The organism is Kurthia populi (assembly GCF_042686175.1).
In the GTDB taxonomy this organism is placed as follows: Bacteria; Bacillota; Bacilli; order Bacillales_A; family Planococcaceae; genus Kurthia; species Kurthia populi.
The window spans coordinates 13,025-30,286 of the sequence record NZ_JBHUOR010000137.1 but is presented as its reverse complement, the minus strand read 5'-3'; the positions used below and the strand labels follow the sequence as shown (position 1 = coordinate 30,286).

Annotated in this window: 22 protein-coding genes and 1 other annotated feature; of the genes, 19 read left to right on the top strand and 3 right to left on the bottom strand. The window is 38.5% G+C overall.

The features are described 5' to 3' along the window. Positions 1-76 precede the first annotated feature (76 nt). Both ACFSY7_RS17515 and ACFSY7_RS17510 read right to left on the bottom strand, forming a co-directional pair. Entirely contained in the window at positions 77-1,651 is a 1,575-nt protein-coding gene (locus ACFSY7_RS17515) for a hypothetical protein (RefSeq protein ID WP_380148911.1), read from the bottom strand. 27 nt (positions 1,652-1,678) lie between these two features. Next, a complete protein-coding gene (locus tag ACFSY7_RS17510) occupies positions 1,679-2,119 on the bottom strand; it encodes a hypothetical protein (protein WP_380148910.1) in 441 nt (146 codons plus the stop codon). A gap of 343 nt (positions 2,120-2,462) precedes the next feature. Here ACFSY7_RS17510 and ACFSY7_RS17505 point away from each other — a divergent pair, with 343 nt between their 5' ends. The 16 genes from ACFSY7_RS17505 (at position 2,463) to pheA (ending at position 13,831) form a co-directional block, all read left to right on the top strand. Beyond that, positions 2,463-3,062 carry a hypothetical protein gene (locus ACFSY7_RS17505; RefSeq protein ID WP_380148909.1) on the top strand — a complete coding sequence of 200 codons (600 nt, stop codon included), beginning with the start codon at positions 2,463-2,465 and terminating at the stop codon, positions 3,060-3,062. Continuing rightward, positions 3,062-3,805, top strand: coding sequence for a hypothetical protein (locus ACFSY7_RS17500; RefSeq protein ID WP_380148908.1), 744 nt, complete (start codon positions 3,062-3,064; stop codon positions 3,803-3,805). Before ACFSY7_RS17505 ends, ACFSY7_RS17500 begins: the two co-directional genes overlap by 1 nt. A 216-nt stretch (positions 3,806-4,021) precedes the next feature. Continuing rightward, positions 4,022-4,501 carry a hypothetical protein gene (locus ACFSY7_RS17495; RefSeq protein ID WP_139992506.1) on the top strand — a complete coding sequence of 160 codons (480 nt, stop codon included), beginning with the start codon at positions 4,022-4,024 and terminating at the stop codon, positions 4,499-4,501. Beyond that, the gene (gene radC / locus ACFSY7_RS17490) at positions 4,501-5,172 is read left to right on the top strand and encodes a RadC family protein (RefSeq protein WP_380148942.1); all 672 of its coding nucleotides are present in this window, start codon (positions 4,501-4,503) and stop codon (positions 5,170-5,172) included. The genes ACFSY7_RS17495 and radC overlap by 1 nt, the downstream gene beginning before the upstream one ends. Positions 5,173-5,267: 95 nt before the next feature. Continuing rightward, positions 5,268-6,287 (top strand): rod shape-determining protein, encoded by a 1,020-nt coding sequence (locus ACFSY7_RS17485; RefSeq protein ID WP_126991079.1) that lies wholly within the window; start codon positions 5,268-5,270, stop codon positions 6,285-6,287. Positions 6,288-6,300: 13 nt separating this feature from the next. Continuing rightward, a complete protein-coding gene (gene mreC, locus ACFSY7_RS17480) occupies positions 6,301-7,218 on the top strand; it encodes a rod shape-determining protein MreC (protein ID WP_126991080.1) in 918 nt (305 codons plus the stop codon). Next, positions 7,218-7,745 carry a rod shape-determining protein MreD gene (gene mreD / locus ACFSY7_RS17475; RefSeq protein ID WP_126991081.1) on the top strand — a complete coding sequence of 176 codons (528 nt, stop codon included), beginning with the start codon at positions 7,218-7,220 and terminating at the stop codon, positions 7,743-7,745. Before mreC ends, mreD begins: the two co-directional genes overlap by 1 nt. Before the next feature lie 25 nt (positions 7,746-7,770). Further along, entirely contained in the window at positions 7,771-8,448 is a 678-nt protein-coding gene (locus tag ACFSY7_RS17470; protein WP_126991082.1) for a septum site-determining protein MinC, read from the top strand. Position 8,449: 1 nt separating this feature from the next. Beyond that, entirely contained in the window at positions 8,450-9,250 is an 801-nt protein-coding gene (minD, locus tag ACFSY7_RS17465) for a septum site-determining protein MinD (protein ID WP_126991083.1), read from the top strand. A 143-nt stretch (positions 9,251-9,393) separates the two neighbouring features. Then, positions 9,394-9,471, top strand: a sequence feature (ribosomal protein L21 leader region). Positions 9,472-9,484: 13 nt separating this feature from the next. Next, complete coding sequence (gene rplU / locus ACFSY7_RS17460; protein WP_380148907.1) at positions 9,485-9,793, top strand: 50S ribosomal protein L21; 309 nt, start codon at positions 9,485-9,487, stop codon at positions 9,791-9,793. A 16-nt stretch (positions 9,794-9,809) separates the two neighbouring features. Then, complete coding sequence (locus tag ACFSY7_RS17455) at positions 9,810-10,151, top strand: ribosomal-processing cysteine protease Prp (RefSeq protein WP_126991084.1); 342 nt, start codon at positions 9,810-9,812, stop codon at positions 10,149-10,151. A 12-nt stretch (positions 10,152-10,163) separates the two neighbouring features. Beyond that, positions 10,164-10,460: a 50S ribosomal protein L27 gene (gene rpmA, locus ACFSY7_RS17450; protein ID WP_126991085.1), complete on the top strand. Its 297-nt coding sequence runs from the start codon at positions 10,164-10,166 to the stop codon at positions 10,458-10,460. Between the two features lie 187 nt (positions 10,461-10,647). Next, complete coding sequence (locus ACFSY7_RS17445) at positions 10,648-11,184, top strand: Spo0B domain-containing protein (RefSeq protein ID WP_126991086.1); 537 nt, start codon at positions 10,648-10,650, stop codon at positions 11,182-11,184. 3 nt (positions 11,185-11,187) lie between these two features. Further along, positions 11,188-12,477: a GTPase ObgE gene (gene obgE / locus ACFSY7_RS17440; RefSeq protein ID WP_126991087.1), complete on the top strand. Its 1,290-nt coding sequence runs from the start codon at positions 11,188-11,190 to the stop codon at positions 12,475-12,477. A gap of 18 nt (positions 12,478-12,495) precedes the next feature. Continuing rightward, positions 12,496-12,951 (top strand): ACT domain-containing protein, encoded by a 456-nt coding sequence (locus ACFSY7_RS17435; protein ID WP_126991088.1) that lies wholly within the window; start codon positions 12,496-12,498, stop codon positions 12,949-12,951. 16 nt (positions 12,952-12,967) lie between these two features. After that, entirely contained in the window at positions 12,968-13,831 is an 864-nt protein-coding gene (gene pheA, locus ACFSY7_RS17430) for a prephenate dehydratase (protein WP_139992498.1), read from the top strand. 46 nt (positions 13,832-13,877) lie between these two features. On the opposite strand, the gene ACFSY7_RS17425 is transcribed toward pheA, so the two are convergent. Continuing rightward, positions 13,878-14,405 (bottom strand): transcription repressor NadR, encoded by a 528-nt coding sequence (locus ACFSY7_RS17425; RefSeq protein WP_380148902.1) that lies wholly within the window; start codon positions 14,403-14,405, stop codon positions 13,878-13,880. Between the two features lie 148 nt (positions 14,406-14,553). Here ACFSY7_RS17425 and ruvA point away from each other — a divergent pair, with 148 nt between their 5' ends. The 3 genes from ruvA to queA are packed head-to-tail and all read left to right on the top strand — an operon-like array spanning position 14,554 to position 17,262. Beyond that, positions 14,554-15,174 carry a Holliday junction branch migration protein RuvA gene (gene ruvA, locus ACFSY7_RS17420; RefSeq protein ID WP_126991090.1) on the top strand — a complete coding sequence of 207 codons (621 nt, stop codon included), beginning with the start codon at positions 14,554-14,556 and terminating at the stop codon, positions 15,172-15,174. Between the two features lie 16 nt (positions 15,175-15,190). Next, entirely contained in the window at positions 15,191-16,195 is a 1,005-nt protein-coding gene (ruvB, locus tag ACFSY7_RS17415) for a Holliday junction branch migration DNA helicase RuvB (RefSeq protein WP_380148900.1), read from the top strand. 20 nt (positions 16,196-16,215) lie between these two features. Further along, positions 16,216-17,262 (top strand): tRNA preQ1(34) S-adenosylmethionine ribosyltransferase-isomerase QueA, encoded by a 1,047-nt coding sequence (queA, locus tag ACFSY7_RS17410; protein WP_126991092.1) that lies wholly within the window; start codon positions 16,216-16,218, stop codon positions 17,260-17,262.

Genomic DNA, 17,262 nt, shown 5'->3' with positions numbered 1-17,262 from the left:
ATAGCCAATTGGGGAAATGAGCATAAAAAAAGAGGGAGTCGTGTTTTAGCACGATTCCCTCTTTTTGTTGCGAACTTTATTTTGTGGCTACATTGCCAACTTGTACAAGCTGAATTGGTGTATCAAATTGTTCAACTGCTAATGGAATGGGAATCTGATCTTCCGGTTTGGCAAAAATCAGTGTGGATTCCTCCATATAAACATTTTTTGCAATAATGGCGCCGTTAAACACCGTATTATTTTTTAATGACACGGTTGCTTTAGGTGCTAAAATAAGTTGTTTTGTTTTATTGTCGACACCATTTAATGTTAAGCGTTTCGCACCTGTAATAATATTACCTTCAAATCCACCAGTTGTAGGTAATGTTACGTGAGCTGCGCGCACATACAATAAACCAGGCGCTTTGAATGTATCGTCAAAGGTAATGGCTTCTTTGCCATCAAGATATGTTTCAATCGACGCTTTATCCGCTGCGGTGATTTCACCGTTTGTCATGCCGAAGTTTTTCGTATACAGCTTGAATGAACCAGCACCTTTAATTGTTAGCGTTGCACCGTTTTGAAGATTTACACGATCTGCGCGAACAACTTGGTCACTATCACCAATATCAATGACTGCATTAATACCGTCCACTGTTAGTTCGCGAATATGCACTTCTGATTCACTAAAACTAAATGGTTCAGTTGGTGTAAACATTTCTTGTGTCATGCTATTCATCGTTAACACGCCATCTTTATAATAATATTTCTTCAGTAGCTCTAACTCAGCCTCGGTTTTCTTCACTTTACGAATCGTTCCATCCTCTTCTGTCACTTCATTGTATTGATCTGCTTCAGGAATTGGTAAGTATAAGTTTTCAGCTGGAATTGGAAGTGCGTCAAATGCTTCTAAATCTTTTTTAGGGAATGATGGTAAATACGTTTTGAAGCTTTGTGCATTACGCATTTTCAGCGGGGAAGCATCTGTATTCCCGTCGTTATAACATTCATCATAATAGCCACTGCCATTTTGTAAGTATTGGCAGCTCGCGCTATCCACCGTAATATCACTTGTTTTAGCTGTTGCTAAATTGCCGACCACTTTTGACCCTTTTTGTACAACAATTTGATTTGTGGCATGTACGGCATATTGATAATGATAACGATCTGTCGTTTTAGAAACGGGTACTTTTAACGACAATGTGTAGTCTTGTGTAACGGTTGCGGTTGTTTGTGCAATTTTACCTGTAGCCGTTAATGTGTAGTGCTCGCCGTCTACATGACTTAAAATGGTTTCAGCTGTTGGTTGTTCACCGCGTACTAAATCAAAATCAGTAGATGTGATCGTTTGATTTACATGATCAGCTAATAATGCTTCTGCGCGTGCATAAAACATTTTATCGACTTCAAATCCTTTTTTATCTGTAGCGGATAAAGCGTCGTAGCGTGTCATCGTTTCATCATAGGCTTGTTCAACGAGCTGTTGCAGCTCTGCACGCGTTGTTTTAAGCCCAGCCTCTGCAATATTTCGTGAAGCCGTATCGAGAGCTTCCATTTTTTTTGCTTGTTCTTTCGCATTGGATTGCTCAATAAATAAAAAGGCAATAGCACAAATAATAATGGCGGTTGCCGCTATAAGCAAAGCGAGAGAACTTTTTTTCATATTCTTCATGTTCTTGTAGTCACCTCTTACCGCATATTAATAACCGTTTTTCCAAGAAATCACGGTTTCAATCTTTGTTTTTTCAGTTAATTTTGTTAGATTTAATGTGTTACTTTGGCCATCGTAAACCGTCACAATTGCACGAGATAACCCTTCAGCATTACTCGGTTTTAATGTTACGGCATATGTGCGGTCCTTTGCTGCTTCAATGCGCGCCATTGTCACTTCATTATTAGCATAATCAAGGACACGCTCATAACCAAGTGCCTGCAATGCTTCTAATTGGTAGACCGCGTGATACTGTGTTGCTTTTTTGTTCATAGTTGTAAGCTCACGGTCAGCATCAGCCGTTGCATCAGCATAGCTAGCCACTTCTTTATCGTGTGCCGAAATCGTTTGATTATGATGGACAACAACGAATACAAAGACCAGTGCTAGTAGGATAACCGCTAGTATTCTAGTCATTTTTCCTTCCATTTATGTACCCTTCTTTCTATTGCGAAAGTAGCCTGACGTTAACGCTTTAATGATAAGCGTTTTTAAAGCGTTAAACAACTTATTTTGTTATTTCTGAACCAACAAAACGATTCTAAACTACTATGATAAGTGATTAAGGTAAAATTTGAAAAGGAAAAATTTATTTTTTTGTTGTGAGATAGTGTATAAAGCAGTATTATCAAAGTTGGCAATTATCTCGTGGAAACCTAAACGTAAACAGGAAAACATTTGAAAAACGGCTGTGTTATTTGTATTATTAACAAATGTAGTTAACGTATGTGTAACACGCCTGAGAAGAATATTGAAAAGGAAGGGATTCGTCATGGCTCAAGAAGAAGCACAGCAAAGAGCTGAGAAGCCGAAAAAGAAAAATCCGGTACTCGGTCTGAGTATTTTTGTTGTAGTAGTAATCGCATTGTTCTTTGGTATCAATTATTTTTTAGTACATAATGATATTCAAGATGCCGAAAAACAAAGTCAAAAGCTTGCAACAGAAATCGATCATGCATCAGAAAAAATTGAAGAAGAACAACGCAAATCAGAAGTTATCTTAAAAGAAGCAGTAGCATTTGCGAAAGAAGAAAAATTATCATTAACACCAGTATTTACCGCTTTGCTAAAAGACGGTGGTAGCAGTGCAGCACTTACTGGTATCACATACGATGAAAAGGGTATGCAACTAAAAATGAACTTTTCAACTTTACAAGATGCTACAAAATATCAAAAAACATTAGCACAAAACACAGATGTATTTACTGCTGTTGACATGGAAAAAGTAGCAGCTTATACACCAGTAGCAGAAGATGATTTAGCATCAAAACCCGAAATTTCATCTACTGCACGCTATCAAGCAGTGTTTAATATCACGCTTAATAAAGAAAAGCTACAACAAGCACAACAAAATAAGGAGGGGTCTAACTAATGGAAAATACAAAGACATCTAAACAACCCCTACTTTATGCACTTATCGTTATCGTAGCTGCTGTTATCGCATTGTCGTTATATTACTACATGTTAAAGCCACAAATGGATAAACGTGATGCAATAAATGAGAAGGTTGCTGTTCAAAAAACCGAATTACAAACAGCTAAAACACAATTAGCAGATTTACAACAACCTATCAAACCATCTGATACAACAGAAGCAGGTAAAAAAATTCCGAATGGTGCCAATATGGATACATTAGTTGATGATTTACAAGCTGCTGAATCAGCAAGTGCAACACAAATTACGAACTTTAACTTCAATGCCTATGATGCACAAAGTGAAGTAGCTAAACAAGCGCAAGTAACAACAGCGCTAACAGAAGCAGAGGAAAAATCAGCTTATGCAGTGGAAGAAAAACCTGTATCTTCAGTTCCTGAGAGCACATTACCAAAATATACGAAAATGATTACGATGCAATTAGCAGTTAGTGGCTACTCAGAATCAGATGTCCGCAATTTTATCGATCAACTTGAAAATGCAAACCGTGTTTATAATGTTGAAAAAGTAAAATTTGAAGCACCTGATACAGAAGATGCAACATCTGAAGATATTGTTGCAGCTAAAATTCAAGTAACAACATTTTATTATGAAGTGCCTGTTGATGAAGCGGCACAAACAACAAATGAAGAACCGAAAGATGAAGCAACAGAAGATACAACAAAAGATACAACAAAATAAATATCACCAAAAGGAATCATTCAAATGGACGATTCCTTTTTTTATGGAATTTTATAGAACAGCTGAACAACTTGTTTTTTTAGTAGATTTTTAAGAAATGTTTTGAAATCGCTGTCTTTATTGACTGATGACGCACTTTTAAAAGCGATTGATTAGTATAAGGTTTTTTCATGACAGCCAATCTTTTCGTATGATAACGAAAAGGAGGCGTTAAATATGTTGTACTTAATCAATCCCCAGCCATTTAGTGAAACCATATTACGTACACTAGCTTATCGATTTGAACCAGTATATGGACGCTATATTCGATTTTCGGATATTACATTTGAGGATGCTTATACGAGAGCTGTGCATCAACTTGTACAGCTTGCACCAACAAGGAAAAAAGGAGAGGTTGCTTTGTCGATCATTTCAGCGGTAGAGCAATCCGTGAAATGCAATAAAATCACAGTCGCCTTAGCTATTTGGAGTGCAGAAATATTCAAAACTGTTGAATTAATATTCTATACACAAGAAGATTCAAAAAATATTACAAAATATATTCGTTATCGGAAACCTTTTTTATATAATATTGGTTATAATATATTAGGAGAATCAACGTCATTTATAATTGATGGAGTGCAAGATATAAATGAAGTGTTAAAACATACGCAATATTACGTGAAGAACTTGCTTGATGTGGGGGTTACGCAATGATGATTCGTGATGCTCATGCAATCGATCGTCCGCGCGAACGGCTACGTCAAAATGGCGCGCAACAGCTTACAAATCAAGAGCTGTTAGCGATTATTTTTCGCGTAGGTATTAAAAATCTTTCGGTAACTCAGCTTGCGGCCAATGTGTTGACACATTTTGAACACCTTCACGATATAAAAGAGGCAACAATTGAAGAATTAATTGAAATCAATGGTATTGGAGAAGTAAAAGCAATCGAACTTTTAGCGGCGATTGAACTGGGAAGACGTGTTTCGGCAAAGCAAGTACAGAATCGCTGGACGATTCGTACACCCGATGATGCGGCCACACTTTTAATGTCCGATATGACGAATTTAAAGCAGGAACACTTTGTGGTGCTTTATTTAAACGTTAAAAATCAGGTGATTCATAAACAAACAATTTTTATGGGCAGCTTAAATGCGAGTATTGTCCATCCACGTGAAATTTTTCGTGAAGCAGTGAAACGTTCCGCAGCATCGATTATTTGTGCGCACAATCATCCATCAGGAAACCCAACTCCTAGCTCCGAAGACATCGACGTTACCAAAAGGATTCAGCATGCCGGCGAAGTGTTAGGAATTGAGCTTTTAGACCACGTGATTATAGGTGATCATCAATTTATTAGCTTAAAAGAGAAAGGTTTTATGTAAAGACTGTAATTTTTCAGCATTTTTCGTTATAATGAAACGTATGATTTTAAGATAGCTAGTTAAAAGTAACAGCTTTAGAGAAAGGAAGAACAAAAGTGTTTGGATTAGGTGGAAAAGATGTCGGTATTGACCTCGGCACAGCGAATACATTGGTATTTATTAAAGGAAAAGGGATCGTTTTACGCGAACCATCAGTAGTAGCAAAGAATACACAAACAGGTGAAATCGTAGCAGTTGGTAACGATGCAAAAAATATGATTGGTCGTACACCAGGATCAATCGTAGCAATTCGCCCAATGAAAGATGGCGTTATTGCAGATTTTGAAATTACAACAACAATGATTAGTTATTATTTAAAAGAGGCAATGAAAGCTTCAGGTAGTAACTTCAAAAAACCAAATGTAATGATTTGTGTACCTTATGGAATTACATCAGTTGAACAACGTGCGGTTATCGATGCAGCTCGTCAAGCGGGTGCAAAAGATGCATTCACAATCGAAGAGCCATTTGCAGCGTCAATTGGTGCGAACTTACCCGTTTGGGAACCTACTGGCTCAATGGTAGTTGATATCGGTGGTGGTACGACAGAAGTAGCTGTTATTTCATTAGGTGGTATCGTAACAAGTGAATCTGTGCGTGTTGCTGGTGACGCAATGGACCAAGCAATCGTTGCATACATTCGCAAACAATATAACTTAACAATTGGTGAACGTACTTCTGAAGCTATCAAAATGGAAATCGGTTCTGCATCTTCAGAAGGTATGCCAGAAGAAAAAATGGATATCCGTGGTCGCGATTTAGTGACAGGTCTTCCAAAAACAATCGAAATTTCTTCAATTGAAATCGTTGATGCATTACGTGAATCAATTTTAGCAATTATTGATGGCGTTAAGAAAACATTAGAACAAACTCCACCAGAATTATCTGCTGACGTTATGGAACGTGGTATCGTCTTAACAGGCGGTGGCGCACTTCTTAAAAACTTAGATAAAGTCATTAGTGACGAAACAAACATGCCAGTATTTATCGCAGAAGATCCTTTAGATTGTGTAGCAACAGGTACAGGTATGGCATTAGAGCATATTGACTTAATGAAGCGTCATCAAACGAAATAAGGAGGTTTAAGTAATGCCACAATTTTTAAACAGAAAAAAAGTTATTTTTCTAATAATTGGTGTAATCTTACTCGTGGCATTAATCGGCTTATCCTTACGCGATCGACAAAACGCATCGCTACCTGAAAAAATCGTAAAAGATACTGTTGGCTTTGCGCAATCAATTGTTGCAAAGCCAACTAATTATGTTACAGGATTTATTAAAGATATCGATGCGATGATTAACACTTATGAAGAAAATAAACGTTTAAAATCGCGCTTGGAAGAATTCGGCTCATTACAAGCAGAGGTGAAAGAATTAAATGTTGAAAACAAGCGATTACAAAAGCTTGCTGGTAAACAAACGAGCCTCCGCAAATATGATCCAATTCAAGCAAATGTTATTGCTCGTAATCCGGACCAATGGGAAGAAAAATTGATTTTAAACCAAGGTTCTACGGATGGTGTTAAAGTAAACATGGCCGTTATTACTTCCCAAGGTTTAATTGGTAAAGTTGTTCAAACAACACCACAAACATCAGAAGTTGAGTTATTGTCTACAAGCAATACGAATTATCGTGTTTCAGCAACGATTGCAAATAAGAAAAAAGAAACAAATGGTTTAATTGAAGGCTATGATCGTAAGCGTGGCGAACTTATTTTAAAACGTGTTGATTCAGAGCTTTCAGTGAAAAAAGGCGATAAAGTCACAACATCTGGACTTGGTGGCATTTTCCCTAAAGGTGTTTTAATTGGGGAAGTAACAAAAGTAACAACAGATGACTTTGGCTTAACGAAATTAGCCTATGTTAAACCAGCTGCAGACTTCTCAATGATTGATCATGTTGTTATTGCGAAACGTGCTACAACTACTGTTGATGGTGTCGATGGTAACAATACAAACAAAGCAGAAGATGCAACAATAGATAACACAGCAGGAGCTGGGAACTAATGGTACGTTATCTCATTCCAGCTGTCGTTATCGTGCTTTTCTTTGCTGAAACCGAGTTTTCTCTATTTTCACCAATTGAGTGGCAAGGTCATTTGATTTATTTAGTGCCACGTTTTCTAATTTTGTTTTTAATTTTTATGGCTATTTATTATGACCGTAAAAAAGCGATGATTTACGGGCTCATTTTTGGTCTGATTAATGATATTGTTTATATCGATATCATAGGGCTTTATACGTTTTTATATCCATTTATTTGTTTTATTGCTGGTTCTACAGTAAAATATATACATCAACATCTAGTAGTGACAACAACTTTGTCATTGGTGTTAATTGCGATTATAGAAGTAGCGCTGTATCAATTCTTTGCATTGATTGGCTTTACAGATATATCATTTGCACAGTTTTTAAATACGCGTCTAATCCCAACGATGATTGCGAATGTAATCTTCCTTGCCTTATTAGGTGGCGGCTTTAAATATTTACTAGAATATCGTTCTTATCAGCGAGCAAATCGCTCCATTTTATAAATTATAAAATAAGAGGTGTATAAGTTTGGCAACAAAGCAACTAGTAACAATGAAGGGGACTAAAGAAGGCCTAGTGCTGAAACTGGATGACCAATGCGGATTTGCAGATTTACTAGATGCTTTACAGTCAACGAAAGTAGTAACGCAGCATGACGATGATGAACATTTAGATGTACAGATTCATCTAGGAAACCGCTATTGTACACATGAAAAACTCAAACAGTTATTGCAAGCTGTAGAAGAAACCCAGCATGTGACTGTTTCCAAAATCAAGAGTGATGTTTTAACTGTTGAAGAAAGCAATCAGCGAGTGTTAAAGCATCAATCTTCTACATATATTGGTATCGTGCGCTCCGGCCAAGTATTGAAGATTGAAGGAGATGTCGTTGTTATTGGCGACGTTAATCCGAACGGGCGCGTGGAAGCAACAGGTAGTATATTCGTACTAGGACGTGTGAAGGGCATTGTACATGCAGGTAAGGGGGGCAATCGCGAAGCAGTGATTGTTGCTTCTTGGCTCGAAGCAACGCATTTAATGGTCGATGATGTCATTGAAATTATGACGAATGAAACGACGATTTTATCGGAGCAACCAGAAATGGAATGTGCTTATTTACATGACAATGGACATATTGTCATTGATCGTCTACAAAATTTACGTAATATAAGACCGAATTTGGCAACGTTTAAAGGAGGAAGCTAATGTGGGGGAAGCTATTGTAATTACTTCTGGTAAAGGAGGCGTTGGTAAAACAACAACCTCTGCAAATTTAGGTACTGCATTGGCGCTTCAAGGGAAAAAAGTTTGCCTAGTCGATACAGATATTGGTTTACGAAACCTAGATGTTATTTTAGGTTTAGAAAACCGTATTATTTATGACTTAGTGGATGTTGTTGAAGGTCGTTGTAAAGTTCACCAGGCGCTTGTGAAAGACAAACGCTTTGATGAATTATTATTCCTATTACCAGCAGCTCAAACTTCCGATAAAACATCTGTGACACCGCAACAAATGAAAGAACTTATCGATGGTTTGAAACAAGAATTTGATTTTGTTTTAATCGATTGCCCAGCTGGCATTGAACAAGGCTATAAAAATGCTGTAGCAGGTGCTGACAAAGCGATTGTTGTGACAACACCAGAGATTTCTGCGGTTCGCGATGCTGACCGTATCATTGGTTTATTAGAACAAGAACCGAATGTTGAAGCACCGAAGTTAATTATTAACCGTATTCGTCCAGAAATGATGGAACGTGGTGAAACACTTGATGTGAATGAGATTACGACACATCTATCAATTGAATTGATTGGGATTATCCCAGATGATGAGCATGTTATTGCTTCATCAAACAAAGGGGAGCCAATTGTAATGGATCCTTCAAGTGGCGCTTCAAAAGCGTATCGTAATATTGTCCGTCGCGTTTTAGGTGAATCTGTGCCACTTATGACATTAGATAAACAAAAACCGGGATTCTTTGCGAAACTAAAATCAATGTTCAAAAAATAATGATATATTATTAAGAGAGGATCACTTTTATAGGCGATCCTTTTTCTGTTTAAATTGTTTGAATGTTATGTGACCAAAGTTATTTTGTAATTATTCTTGACGCAAATATAGTGGTGTGGTATGATTTGTAACGTTATGTAGCACCCGTGCTACAACCGCACTGAAACAGTTTTAAAGTTTTCGTTAAGAAACACTGCTTGAAGGCGAGTCTGAGTCAATTAAGGAGGTGCAGTTATGTACGCAATTATCGAAACTGGTGGTAAACAAATCAAAGTAGAAGCTGGCCAAGAAATCTACGTTGAGAAAATCAACGCAGAAGCTGGTGAAGTAGTAACTTTCGACAAAGTTCTTTTCGTTGGTGGTGACGCTGTTAAAGTGGGCGCTCCATTCGTAAAAGGCGCAACAGTTACAGCTAAAGTTGAAAAACAAGGTCGTCAAAAGAAAGTTACAGTTTTCAAACTTAAAGCTAAAAAGAACTACCGTCGTAAACAAGGTCACCGTCAACCATACACTAAATTAGTAGTTGAAGCTATCAACGCTTAATAAGTGAGGTGACAATATGATTACTGTTGAGATTCATTCTACTGAAGAACGCAAATCATATGGCTTTGAATTTTCAGGTCATGCCTACTCTGGCGATCCTGGTCGTGATTTAGTTTGTGCGGGTGCATCAGCTATTGCCTTTGGTACAGTCAATGCAATCAATCAACTATTACAAATCACACCTGGCATTGAACAAGGTGATGAGGGCGGCTTTTTATCCGTCGTTATCGATCCTTCTGATTTGGACACTGAAACCGATGCAAAACTGCAAATTATTCTTCAAACAATGGTAACCCAAGTGTATACAATGGTTGCTAGTTATGGAGATTTTATCGAGTTAAAATATAAAATGATGTAGGAGGTGGAACATATGTTACTAGTATCTTTAGATTTACAGTTCTTCTCATCTAAAAAAGGTGTAGGTTCTACTAAAAATGGTCGTGACTCTCAGTCAAAACGCTTAGGCGCTAAACGTGCTGATGGTCAATTTACATCTGCTGGTTCTATTTTATACCGTCAACGCGGTACTAAAATTTACCCAGGTGAAAACGTAGGCCGCGGTGGTGACGATACTTTATTCGCGAAAGTGGACGGCGTTGTTAAATTCGAACGTTTAGGCCGCGATAAGAAAAAAGTTAGCGTATACCCTGTAGCTCAAGAAGCTTAATTTAAGAGCACTCACTAAAGGACTGCATGTGTTGCAGTCCTTTTTTTGTGACAATGGAACGGCTTGCGTTATGCGGAGTCGTCCTTTTTTTGTTGAAACATCTCTTTTCAGCACATTTCATAACGCATTTCTGATAGAAAATTGGTATACTAAAAACATGAACATCTCATCGAAGGAGCGTGTACTTGTGACAGAACGGCCATTAACGATAAATGAGGTGTTGCGCTTTGTTCATCATGATTTTATGAATCAGCTGCAACTTGTGAAAATGAACCTTGATTTAGAACGGGTTGAGGCCGCTCAATCTGCGATGAGTGACATCGTAGAAGCGTCTCAAACTTTCTTTAATATAAATAGATTAGGTATTCAAAGAACAATTGAATGGCTCCACACGGCTTCGTGGCGCTTTCCATCATTAGAAATATTGATCGATTGCAATATAGAAGGTACGGCGCGAGAGTCATGGGACGAGCCTTTGCGCGATTGTTTAGAGCAATCTGTACAAGCAATTTACAAGGGACTTGATCCTTTAGTAGAACAACGACTTTCATTAAATGTTTTTGCGAATGAAATAGAATTTGAGATTTCATTTGATTTTATAGGGAAAACGTCAACGAAAACAATTTCGTTTGATTTGACAGGTACCGAGTTACAACTAGAGGAACCCTCTTTTTGTGAAGAACGTTGGTATTATAGTATTTACGCCCATAAGGAGGGACTTTAAACAATGTTTGTAGACCACGTAAAAGTTTATGTAAAAGGTGGTGACGGCGGGGACGGTATGGTAGCGTTCCGCCGCGAAAAATTTATTCCAAATGGTGGCCCAGCAGGTGGCGACGGCGGTAAAGGTGGCGACCTAGTCTTCAAAGTAGATGAAGGCTTACGTACATTAATGGATTTCCGTTTCAAACGCCATTTCAAAGCACAAAACGGTGAAAATGGGATGAGTAAAAACGCGCACGGTCGCGGTGCGAAACCATATGTTGTTCCTGTTCCACCAGGTACGGTTGTAACAGAAGAAGGCACTGGCCGAGTAATTGCCGATTTAGTTGAAGATGGCCAAGAAGCAATTATCGCTCGCGGTGGACGCGGTGGTCGTGGGAACTCTCGTTTCGCGACACCTGCAAATCCAGCGCCAGAATTATCTGAAAAAGGTGAGCCAGGACAAGAACTTAATGTTATATTAGAGTTAAAAGTTTTAGCAGATGTTGGTTTAGTTGGTTTCCCAAGCGTTGGTAAATCAACATTATTATCCGTTGTATCATCTGCAAAACCGAAGATTGGTGCTTATCACTTCACAACAATCGTTCCAAACTTAGGAATGGTACAAGTTGGCGAAGGTAAATCATTCGCAATGGCGGATTTACCAGGTCTAATTGAAGGTGCAGCACAAGGTGTCGGCTTAGGTCATCAGTTCCTACGTCATATCGAACGTACACGTGTTATCGTACATGTTATTGACATGAGTGGTATGGAAGGTCGCGACCCGTATGAAGACTACTTAACAATCAATAAAGAGTTAGAAGAATATAACTTACGCTTAACTGAGCGTCCTCAGCTGATTGTTGCTAACAAAATGGACATGCCAAATGCGGAAGAAAACTTAGAAGTATTCCGTAAAAAAATTGGTGATGAAGCGAAAGTTTTCGCAATTTCAGCTATTTCTCGTCAAGGATTACAAGAACTACTTTACGAAATTGATGCGCTATTAGATGTAACACCTGAGTTCTTACTTCATGATGTTGAAGAAGAAGAAACAGATGCTACTGTTCTATACAAACACGAAGCGAAAGGTCCAGACTTCGTCGTATCACGCGATGAAGATGGCGCATTCGTATTAAGTGGCGATACAATTGAACGTCTATTCAAAATGACAGACTTCAGCCGTGAAGAATCTGTACGTCGTTTCGCACGTCAAATGCGTGGTATGGGTGTTGATGAAGCACTTCGCGATAATGGCATCGAAAATGGCGATACGGTACGAATCCTGAAATTTGAATTCGAATTTGTCGATTAGTGATAAGGGGGGAAAGACATGAAAAATGTAGCGGATCAACGTTACTATTTAGTTCGTGAAGATGTATTAACAGATGCTATGCAAAAAACTTTGCAGGCAAAACATTTGCTTCAAACAGGCTCAGTATCTTCAATTTGGGATGCTGTAAAAGAAGTCGATTTATCTCGTAGTGCTTTTTATAAGTATCGAGATGCTGTTTTTCCCTTCCACTCTATTGTGCAAGAACGCATTTTAACGGTTTTCTTACAATTAGAGGATCGTAAAGGAACGTTAGCTCGTTTGCTCTCCACAGTGACGGAGACGCATTGTAATGTGTTAACGATTCACCAAACGATCCCTATCCAAGGAAGAGCGAATGTCACATTATCTCTTGATGTAACGGCAATGGACGTAGAATTAGATGATTTATTACAAAATCTTAAAAAATTAGATTTTGTGGAATCAGCTGAAGTTATTAGTTCAGGAGCGTTATAACGAGAGGGGAATTTTCGTGGCAGAAAAAGAATGGGAAAATCGTGTGGCCTATTTAGGCCCTGAAGGTACATTTACGCATTTAGCAACAAAACGTTTGTTTGAAAACGATTGGTTGATTCCAGTAAAAACGATTCCTGAGTGTATAGAGGCTGTTTCGGAAGGGCAGGTAGATTTAGCTGTCGTGCCGATTGAAAACGCCTTAGAAGGAATTGTGCCACTTACAATCGACTATTTATATCATGAAGCAAATTTATTTGTAGCTGCTGAGATGGCGATTCCAATTGCACAACATTTGATGGTTAACAAAGCACAGCTAGATAACTGGGAAAACGTTGAACATATTTATTCACACTCACATGCACTTGCGCAGTGTCATAAATATTTATACTATCGTTTCCGTACAGTGCCGCAGGAAGCGCATTCCTCTACAGCAGCAGCAGCCAAATATGTGTCAGAGCATCCAGAGGAATGTGTCGCAGCAATTGCCAATGAGGCAGCGGCTGCACAATATGATTTAGCGATTGTTGAATCCAATATTCATGATTTTCATTTCAACCATACGCGCTTTTTCGTGCTATCGAAAAGTAATATTCGTGTCGAATCACTTACACATGATGAACAAGTTAAAACAACATTAATGGTGAAATTACCAAATGATAATCCAGGGGCACTGCATCAATTATTATCTGTGTTCTCATGGAGACGTTTGAATTTGAGTAAAATCGAATCTCGTCCTCTTAAAACGAAACTAGGAGAATATTTCTTCATTGTTGATGTGTTAGAAGATGAACGTGTACCGATGATGCAAGGAGCAATGGAAGAGTTACGTGCTCTGGGTTGTTCTGTTAAATCACTCGGAAGCTATTATATGTTTGAATAAAAAAAGAGTTCGCCTTTAGCAATTTGCTAGGACGAACTCTTTTTTATTAGTCTTCGACGATAAAGCCATGTAGGCGTAACTGTTGTTCAGCAGCATCTAATTTCTCTTCAGAGTCGGCTGTCAATGTGTGTAGGTGAGCGCCCTCTGTCAATTCAAGTAGCGGGGAGGCAGCAGTTTCACTCATGCGTTTTAAAAATTGTGTGACATCAAAGCGGCTCGAAACCATGATGGATGCAGTTAAGTCACCGTAAACTGGATGAACAATTGTCACATCTTTAACGGTAACACCTGCATCAACTAATAAATTCAATTCTTCTTCCGTTTGATCAGCACGATGATGACTAGCAATTTGACGTTCAACTATTTCTTCATGCGGCTGCACAAAATATAAGTAGCCCTGACTTGTGGCAATAATGGGTTCATTACGTGCTTTCAGTAGTGCCATATCATTAACAATAACTTGGCGTGATACGTTTGAACGTTTTGCTAAATCTGTACCTGTAATTGCGGCATGCTCTGTTTTTAGTAAATCGATTAGAAAGGCGCGACGTTCTTCGCCTAATAATTTTTTCATAATAATCACCTCTAAATACGTTTCGCATAATGTGCATACATAGTGTACCATTAAATATTAGGGATTCGCATTAAAACTGATAATGCGAGTCGTTTATGATAAAATGAGAATATGTGTTTGGATATTTTATTTAAAGGAGCAAACAATCATGTATGATTACATAAAAGGTGTTGTGACACGTATTACACCAGAATATATTGTGATGGAGCAAGGTGGAATTGGCTATCAATTGAATACACCTAATCCATATGCTTTTCATCAAAGCGAAGAGCTTGTACAAGTTTTTACGCATTTACAAGTGCGCGAAGATGCGCATGTATTATTTGGCTTCACATCACTTGAACAGCGTGAGTTATTCCGTAAATTAATCCAAGTATCGGGTATTGGTCCAAAAGGCGCGCTTGCGATTGTCGGAAGCGGCACGCCAAATGCGGTTGTGACAGCAATTGAGCAAGAAGATGAAAAATTCCTTGTGAAATTCCCGGGTGTCGGTAAGAAAACAGCGCGTCAAATGATTTTAGATTTAAAAGGCAAGCTCGATCAATTCCTTGAAAATATTGACCTTAAAAGTGCTGAAGATGAATTGCCTTTATTCGGCGTTAATGCGTATCAACATGAATTAGACGAAGCCATGCTAGCACTTGCTGCATTAGGCTATTCAGAACGTGAGCTTGAAAAAGTAACGAAAATTTTAGCAGATGATGAAAATTTAACGACAACAGAAGCTTATATGAAACAAGCACTGAAATTATTATTAAAGCAACAATAAGAGAGGAGGACGTTCGATGGATGATCGCGTCGTAACAGGAAGCGCTACAAATTTTGATGAGTCATTTGAATTATCGTTACGTCCACAAAATTTACAACAATATATTGGACAACAAAAAGTAAAAAAGAATTTAAAAATCTTTATTGAAGCCGCAAAAATGCGCGAAGAGTCATTAGACCATGTATTATTATATGGCCCACCAGGACTTGGTAAAACGACATTAGCAGCCGTTATTGCCAATGAGATGGGGGTTAATATCCGCATGACAAGTGGCCCTGCTATTGAACGTCCAGGGGATTTAGCGGCCATTTTAAGTGACCTTGAGCCGGGTGATGTGTTATTTATTGATGAAATTCATCGCCTACCTCGTTCGATCGAAGAAGTACTCTATCCTGCAATGGAAGACTACTGTCTCGATATCGTTGTCGGAAAAGGGCCAACTGCTCGTTCTGTACGCCTAGATTTACCACCATTTACATTAGTTGGGGCAACTACAAGGTCCGGCGCGCTATCTGCTCCACTTCGAGACCGTTTTGGTGTATTATTACGGTTGGACTATTATGATGAGGAAGCATTAGCCGAAATTGTAAAACGTAGTTCATCTTTATTTGACGTGGCGATTGACGACCAAGCTTCTGTTGAATTAGCTCGTCGCTCACGTGGGACACCACGTATTGCCAATCGTCTATTAAAGCGTGTACGAGATTATGCGCAGGTCATTGGAGACGGGGCCATTACAATTGATTTATCCAAAACAGCATTAGAGCTCTTACAGGTCGATCCATTAGGGCTTGACCATATTGATCGTAAATTGATGGAGACGATGATTGAACGCTTCCGCGGAGGTCCTGTAGGGCTTGATACAATTGCGGCAAGTATCGGTGAAGAGTCAATGACGATCGAAGATGTATATGAGCCGTATTTAATGCAAATTGGCTTTATTCAACGTACACCACGCGGACGTATGGCAACAGCGCCAGCGTACGAGCATTTTGGCTATAGCTACCCATCTGAAACTTAAAGAAAAGAAGGAACAAACTGATGAAATTAGAAGATTTTGATTACTACCTACCAGAAGAATTAATCGCGCAAGTACCACTTGAAAATCGTGCAGCGAGTCGTTTAATGGTATTAAATAAAGAAACAGGTGAAGTGGAACATCACCATTTCCCACATATTGTCGACGAATTAGAAAAAGGCGATTGCCTTATTTTAAATGACACACGTGTATTACCAGCTCGTTTAATCGGTGAAAAGAAAGACACTGGTGCACATATCGAAGTATTATTAATTAAACAAACTGAAAACGATGAATGGGAAACACTTGTAAAACCAGCAAAACGTATTAAAGAAGGTACCGTTGTATCATTTGGTAATGGCTTATTAACTGCTACATGTACAAGTGAAATGGACCATGGTGGCCGTAAATTTAAATTTGACTATGAAGGAATTTTTATCGAAATTCTAGAAAAATTAGGTACAATGCCTCTTCCTCCATACATTCACGAGAAATTAGATGACCAAGAGCGCTATCAGACTGTATACTCTAAAGAGTTGGGTTCTGCGGCTGCACCAACAGCAGGTCTACATTTCACAGAAGAAATTCTAGATGCAATCCGCGCAAAGGGTGTAGAAGTTGCTTTCGTGACACTTCACGTTGGTATCGGTACATTCCGTCCTGTTAGTGTTGATAATATCGAAGAACATGATATGCACGCGGAATTTTACAATCTTCCAGAAGATACAGCGAAAATTATTAATGATACAAAAGCGAATGGTGGTCGTGTTATTACAGTTGGTACAACGTCAACACGTACACTTGAAACAGTCGCTCAAAATAATAATGGCGAAATTGTCGCTGAATCTGGTTGGTCAAAAATCTTTATTTACCCAGGTTTTGAATACAAAGCAATCGATGGTATGGTAACAAACTTCCACTTACCAAAATCTTCACTTGTGATGATGATTAGTGCATTATCAAGTCGTGAAAACGTCTTAAACGCATATAAAATCGCTGTAGAAAACAAATATCGCTTCTTCAGCTTTGGTGATGCAATGTTTATTCGCCCACAAAAGAAAGGAAATTAA

Coding starts and splice junctions, on each gene's coding strand:
- ACFSY7_RS17500 (WP_380148908.1), top strand. CDS start 3,062: ATGGAAAATACAAAGACATCTAAACAACCCCTACTTTATGCACTTATC.
- ruvB (WP_380148900.1), top strand. CDS start 15,191: ATGGATGATCGCGTCGTAACAGGAAGCGCTACAAATTTTGATGAGTCA.
- queA (WP_126991092.1), top strand. CDS start 16,216: ATGAAATTAGAAGATTTTGATTACTACCTACCAGAAGAATTAATCGCG.
- ACFSY7_RS17510 (WP_380148910.1), bottom strand. CDS start 2,119: ATGGAAGGAAAAATGACTAGAATACTAGCGGTTATCCTACTAGCACTG.
- ACFSY7_RS17425 (WP_380148902.1), bottom strand. CDS start 14,405: ATGAAAAAATTATTAGGCGAAGAACGTCGCGCCTTTCTAATCGATTTA.
- ACFSY7_RS17455 (WP_126991084.1), top strand. CDS start 9,810: ATGATTACTGTTGAGATTCATTCTACTGAAGAACGCAAATCATATGGC.
- ACFSY7_RS17505 (WP_380148909.1), top strand. CDS start 2,463: ATGGCTCAAGAAGAAGCACAGCAAAGAGCTGAGAAGCCGAAAAAGAAA.
- ACFSY7_RS17515 (WP_380148911.1), bottom strand. CDS start 1,651: ATGAAGAATATGAAAAAAAGTTCTCTCGCTTTGCTTATAGCGGCAACC.
- mreC (WP_126991080.1), top strand. CDS start 6,301: ATGCCACAATTTTTAAACAGAAAAAAAGTTATTTTTCTAATAATTGGT.
- ruvA (WP_126991090.1), top strand. CDS start 14,554: ATGTATGATTACATAAAAGGTGTTGTGACACGTATTACACCAGAATAT.
- rplU (WP_380148907.1), top strand. CDS start 9,485: ATGTACGCAATTATCGAAACTGGTGGTAAACAAATCAAAGTAGAAGCT.
- ACFSY7_RS17495 (WP_139992506.1), top strand. CDS start 4,022: ATGTTGTACTTAATCAATCCCCAGCCATTTAGTGAAACCATATTACGT.
- radC (WP_380148942.1), top strand. CDS start 4,501: ATGATTCGTGATGCTCATGCAATCGATCGTCCGCGCGAACGGCTACGT.
- ACFSY7_RS17435 (WP_126991088.1), top strand. CDS start 12,496: ATGAAAAATGTAGCGGATCAACGTTACTATTTAGTTCGTGAAGATGTA.
- obgE (WP_126991087.1), top strand. CDS start 11,188: ATGTTTGTAGACCACGTAAAAGTTTATGTAAAAGGTGGTGACGGCGGG.
- rpmA (WP_126991085.1), top strand. CDS start 10,164: ATGTTACTAGTATCTTTAGATTTACAGTTCTTCTCATCTAAAAAAGGT.
- mreD (WP_126991081.1), top strand. CDS start 7,218: ATGGTACGTTATCTCATTCCAGCTGTCGTTATCGTGCTTTTCTTTGCT.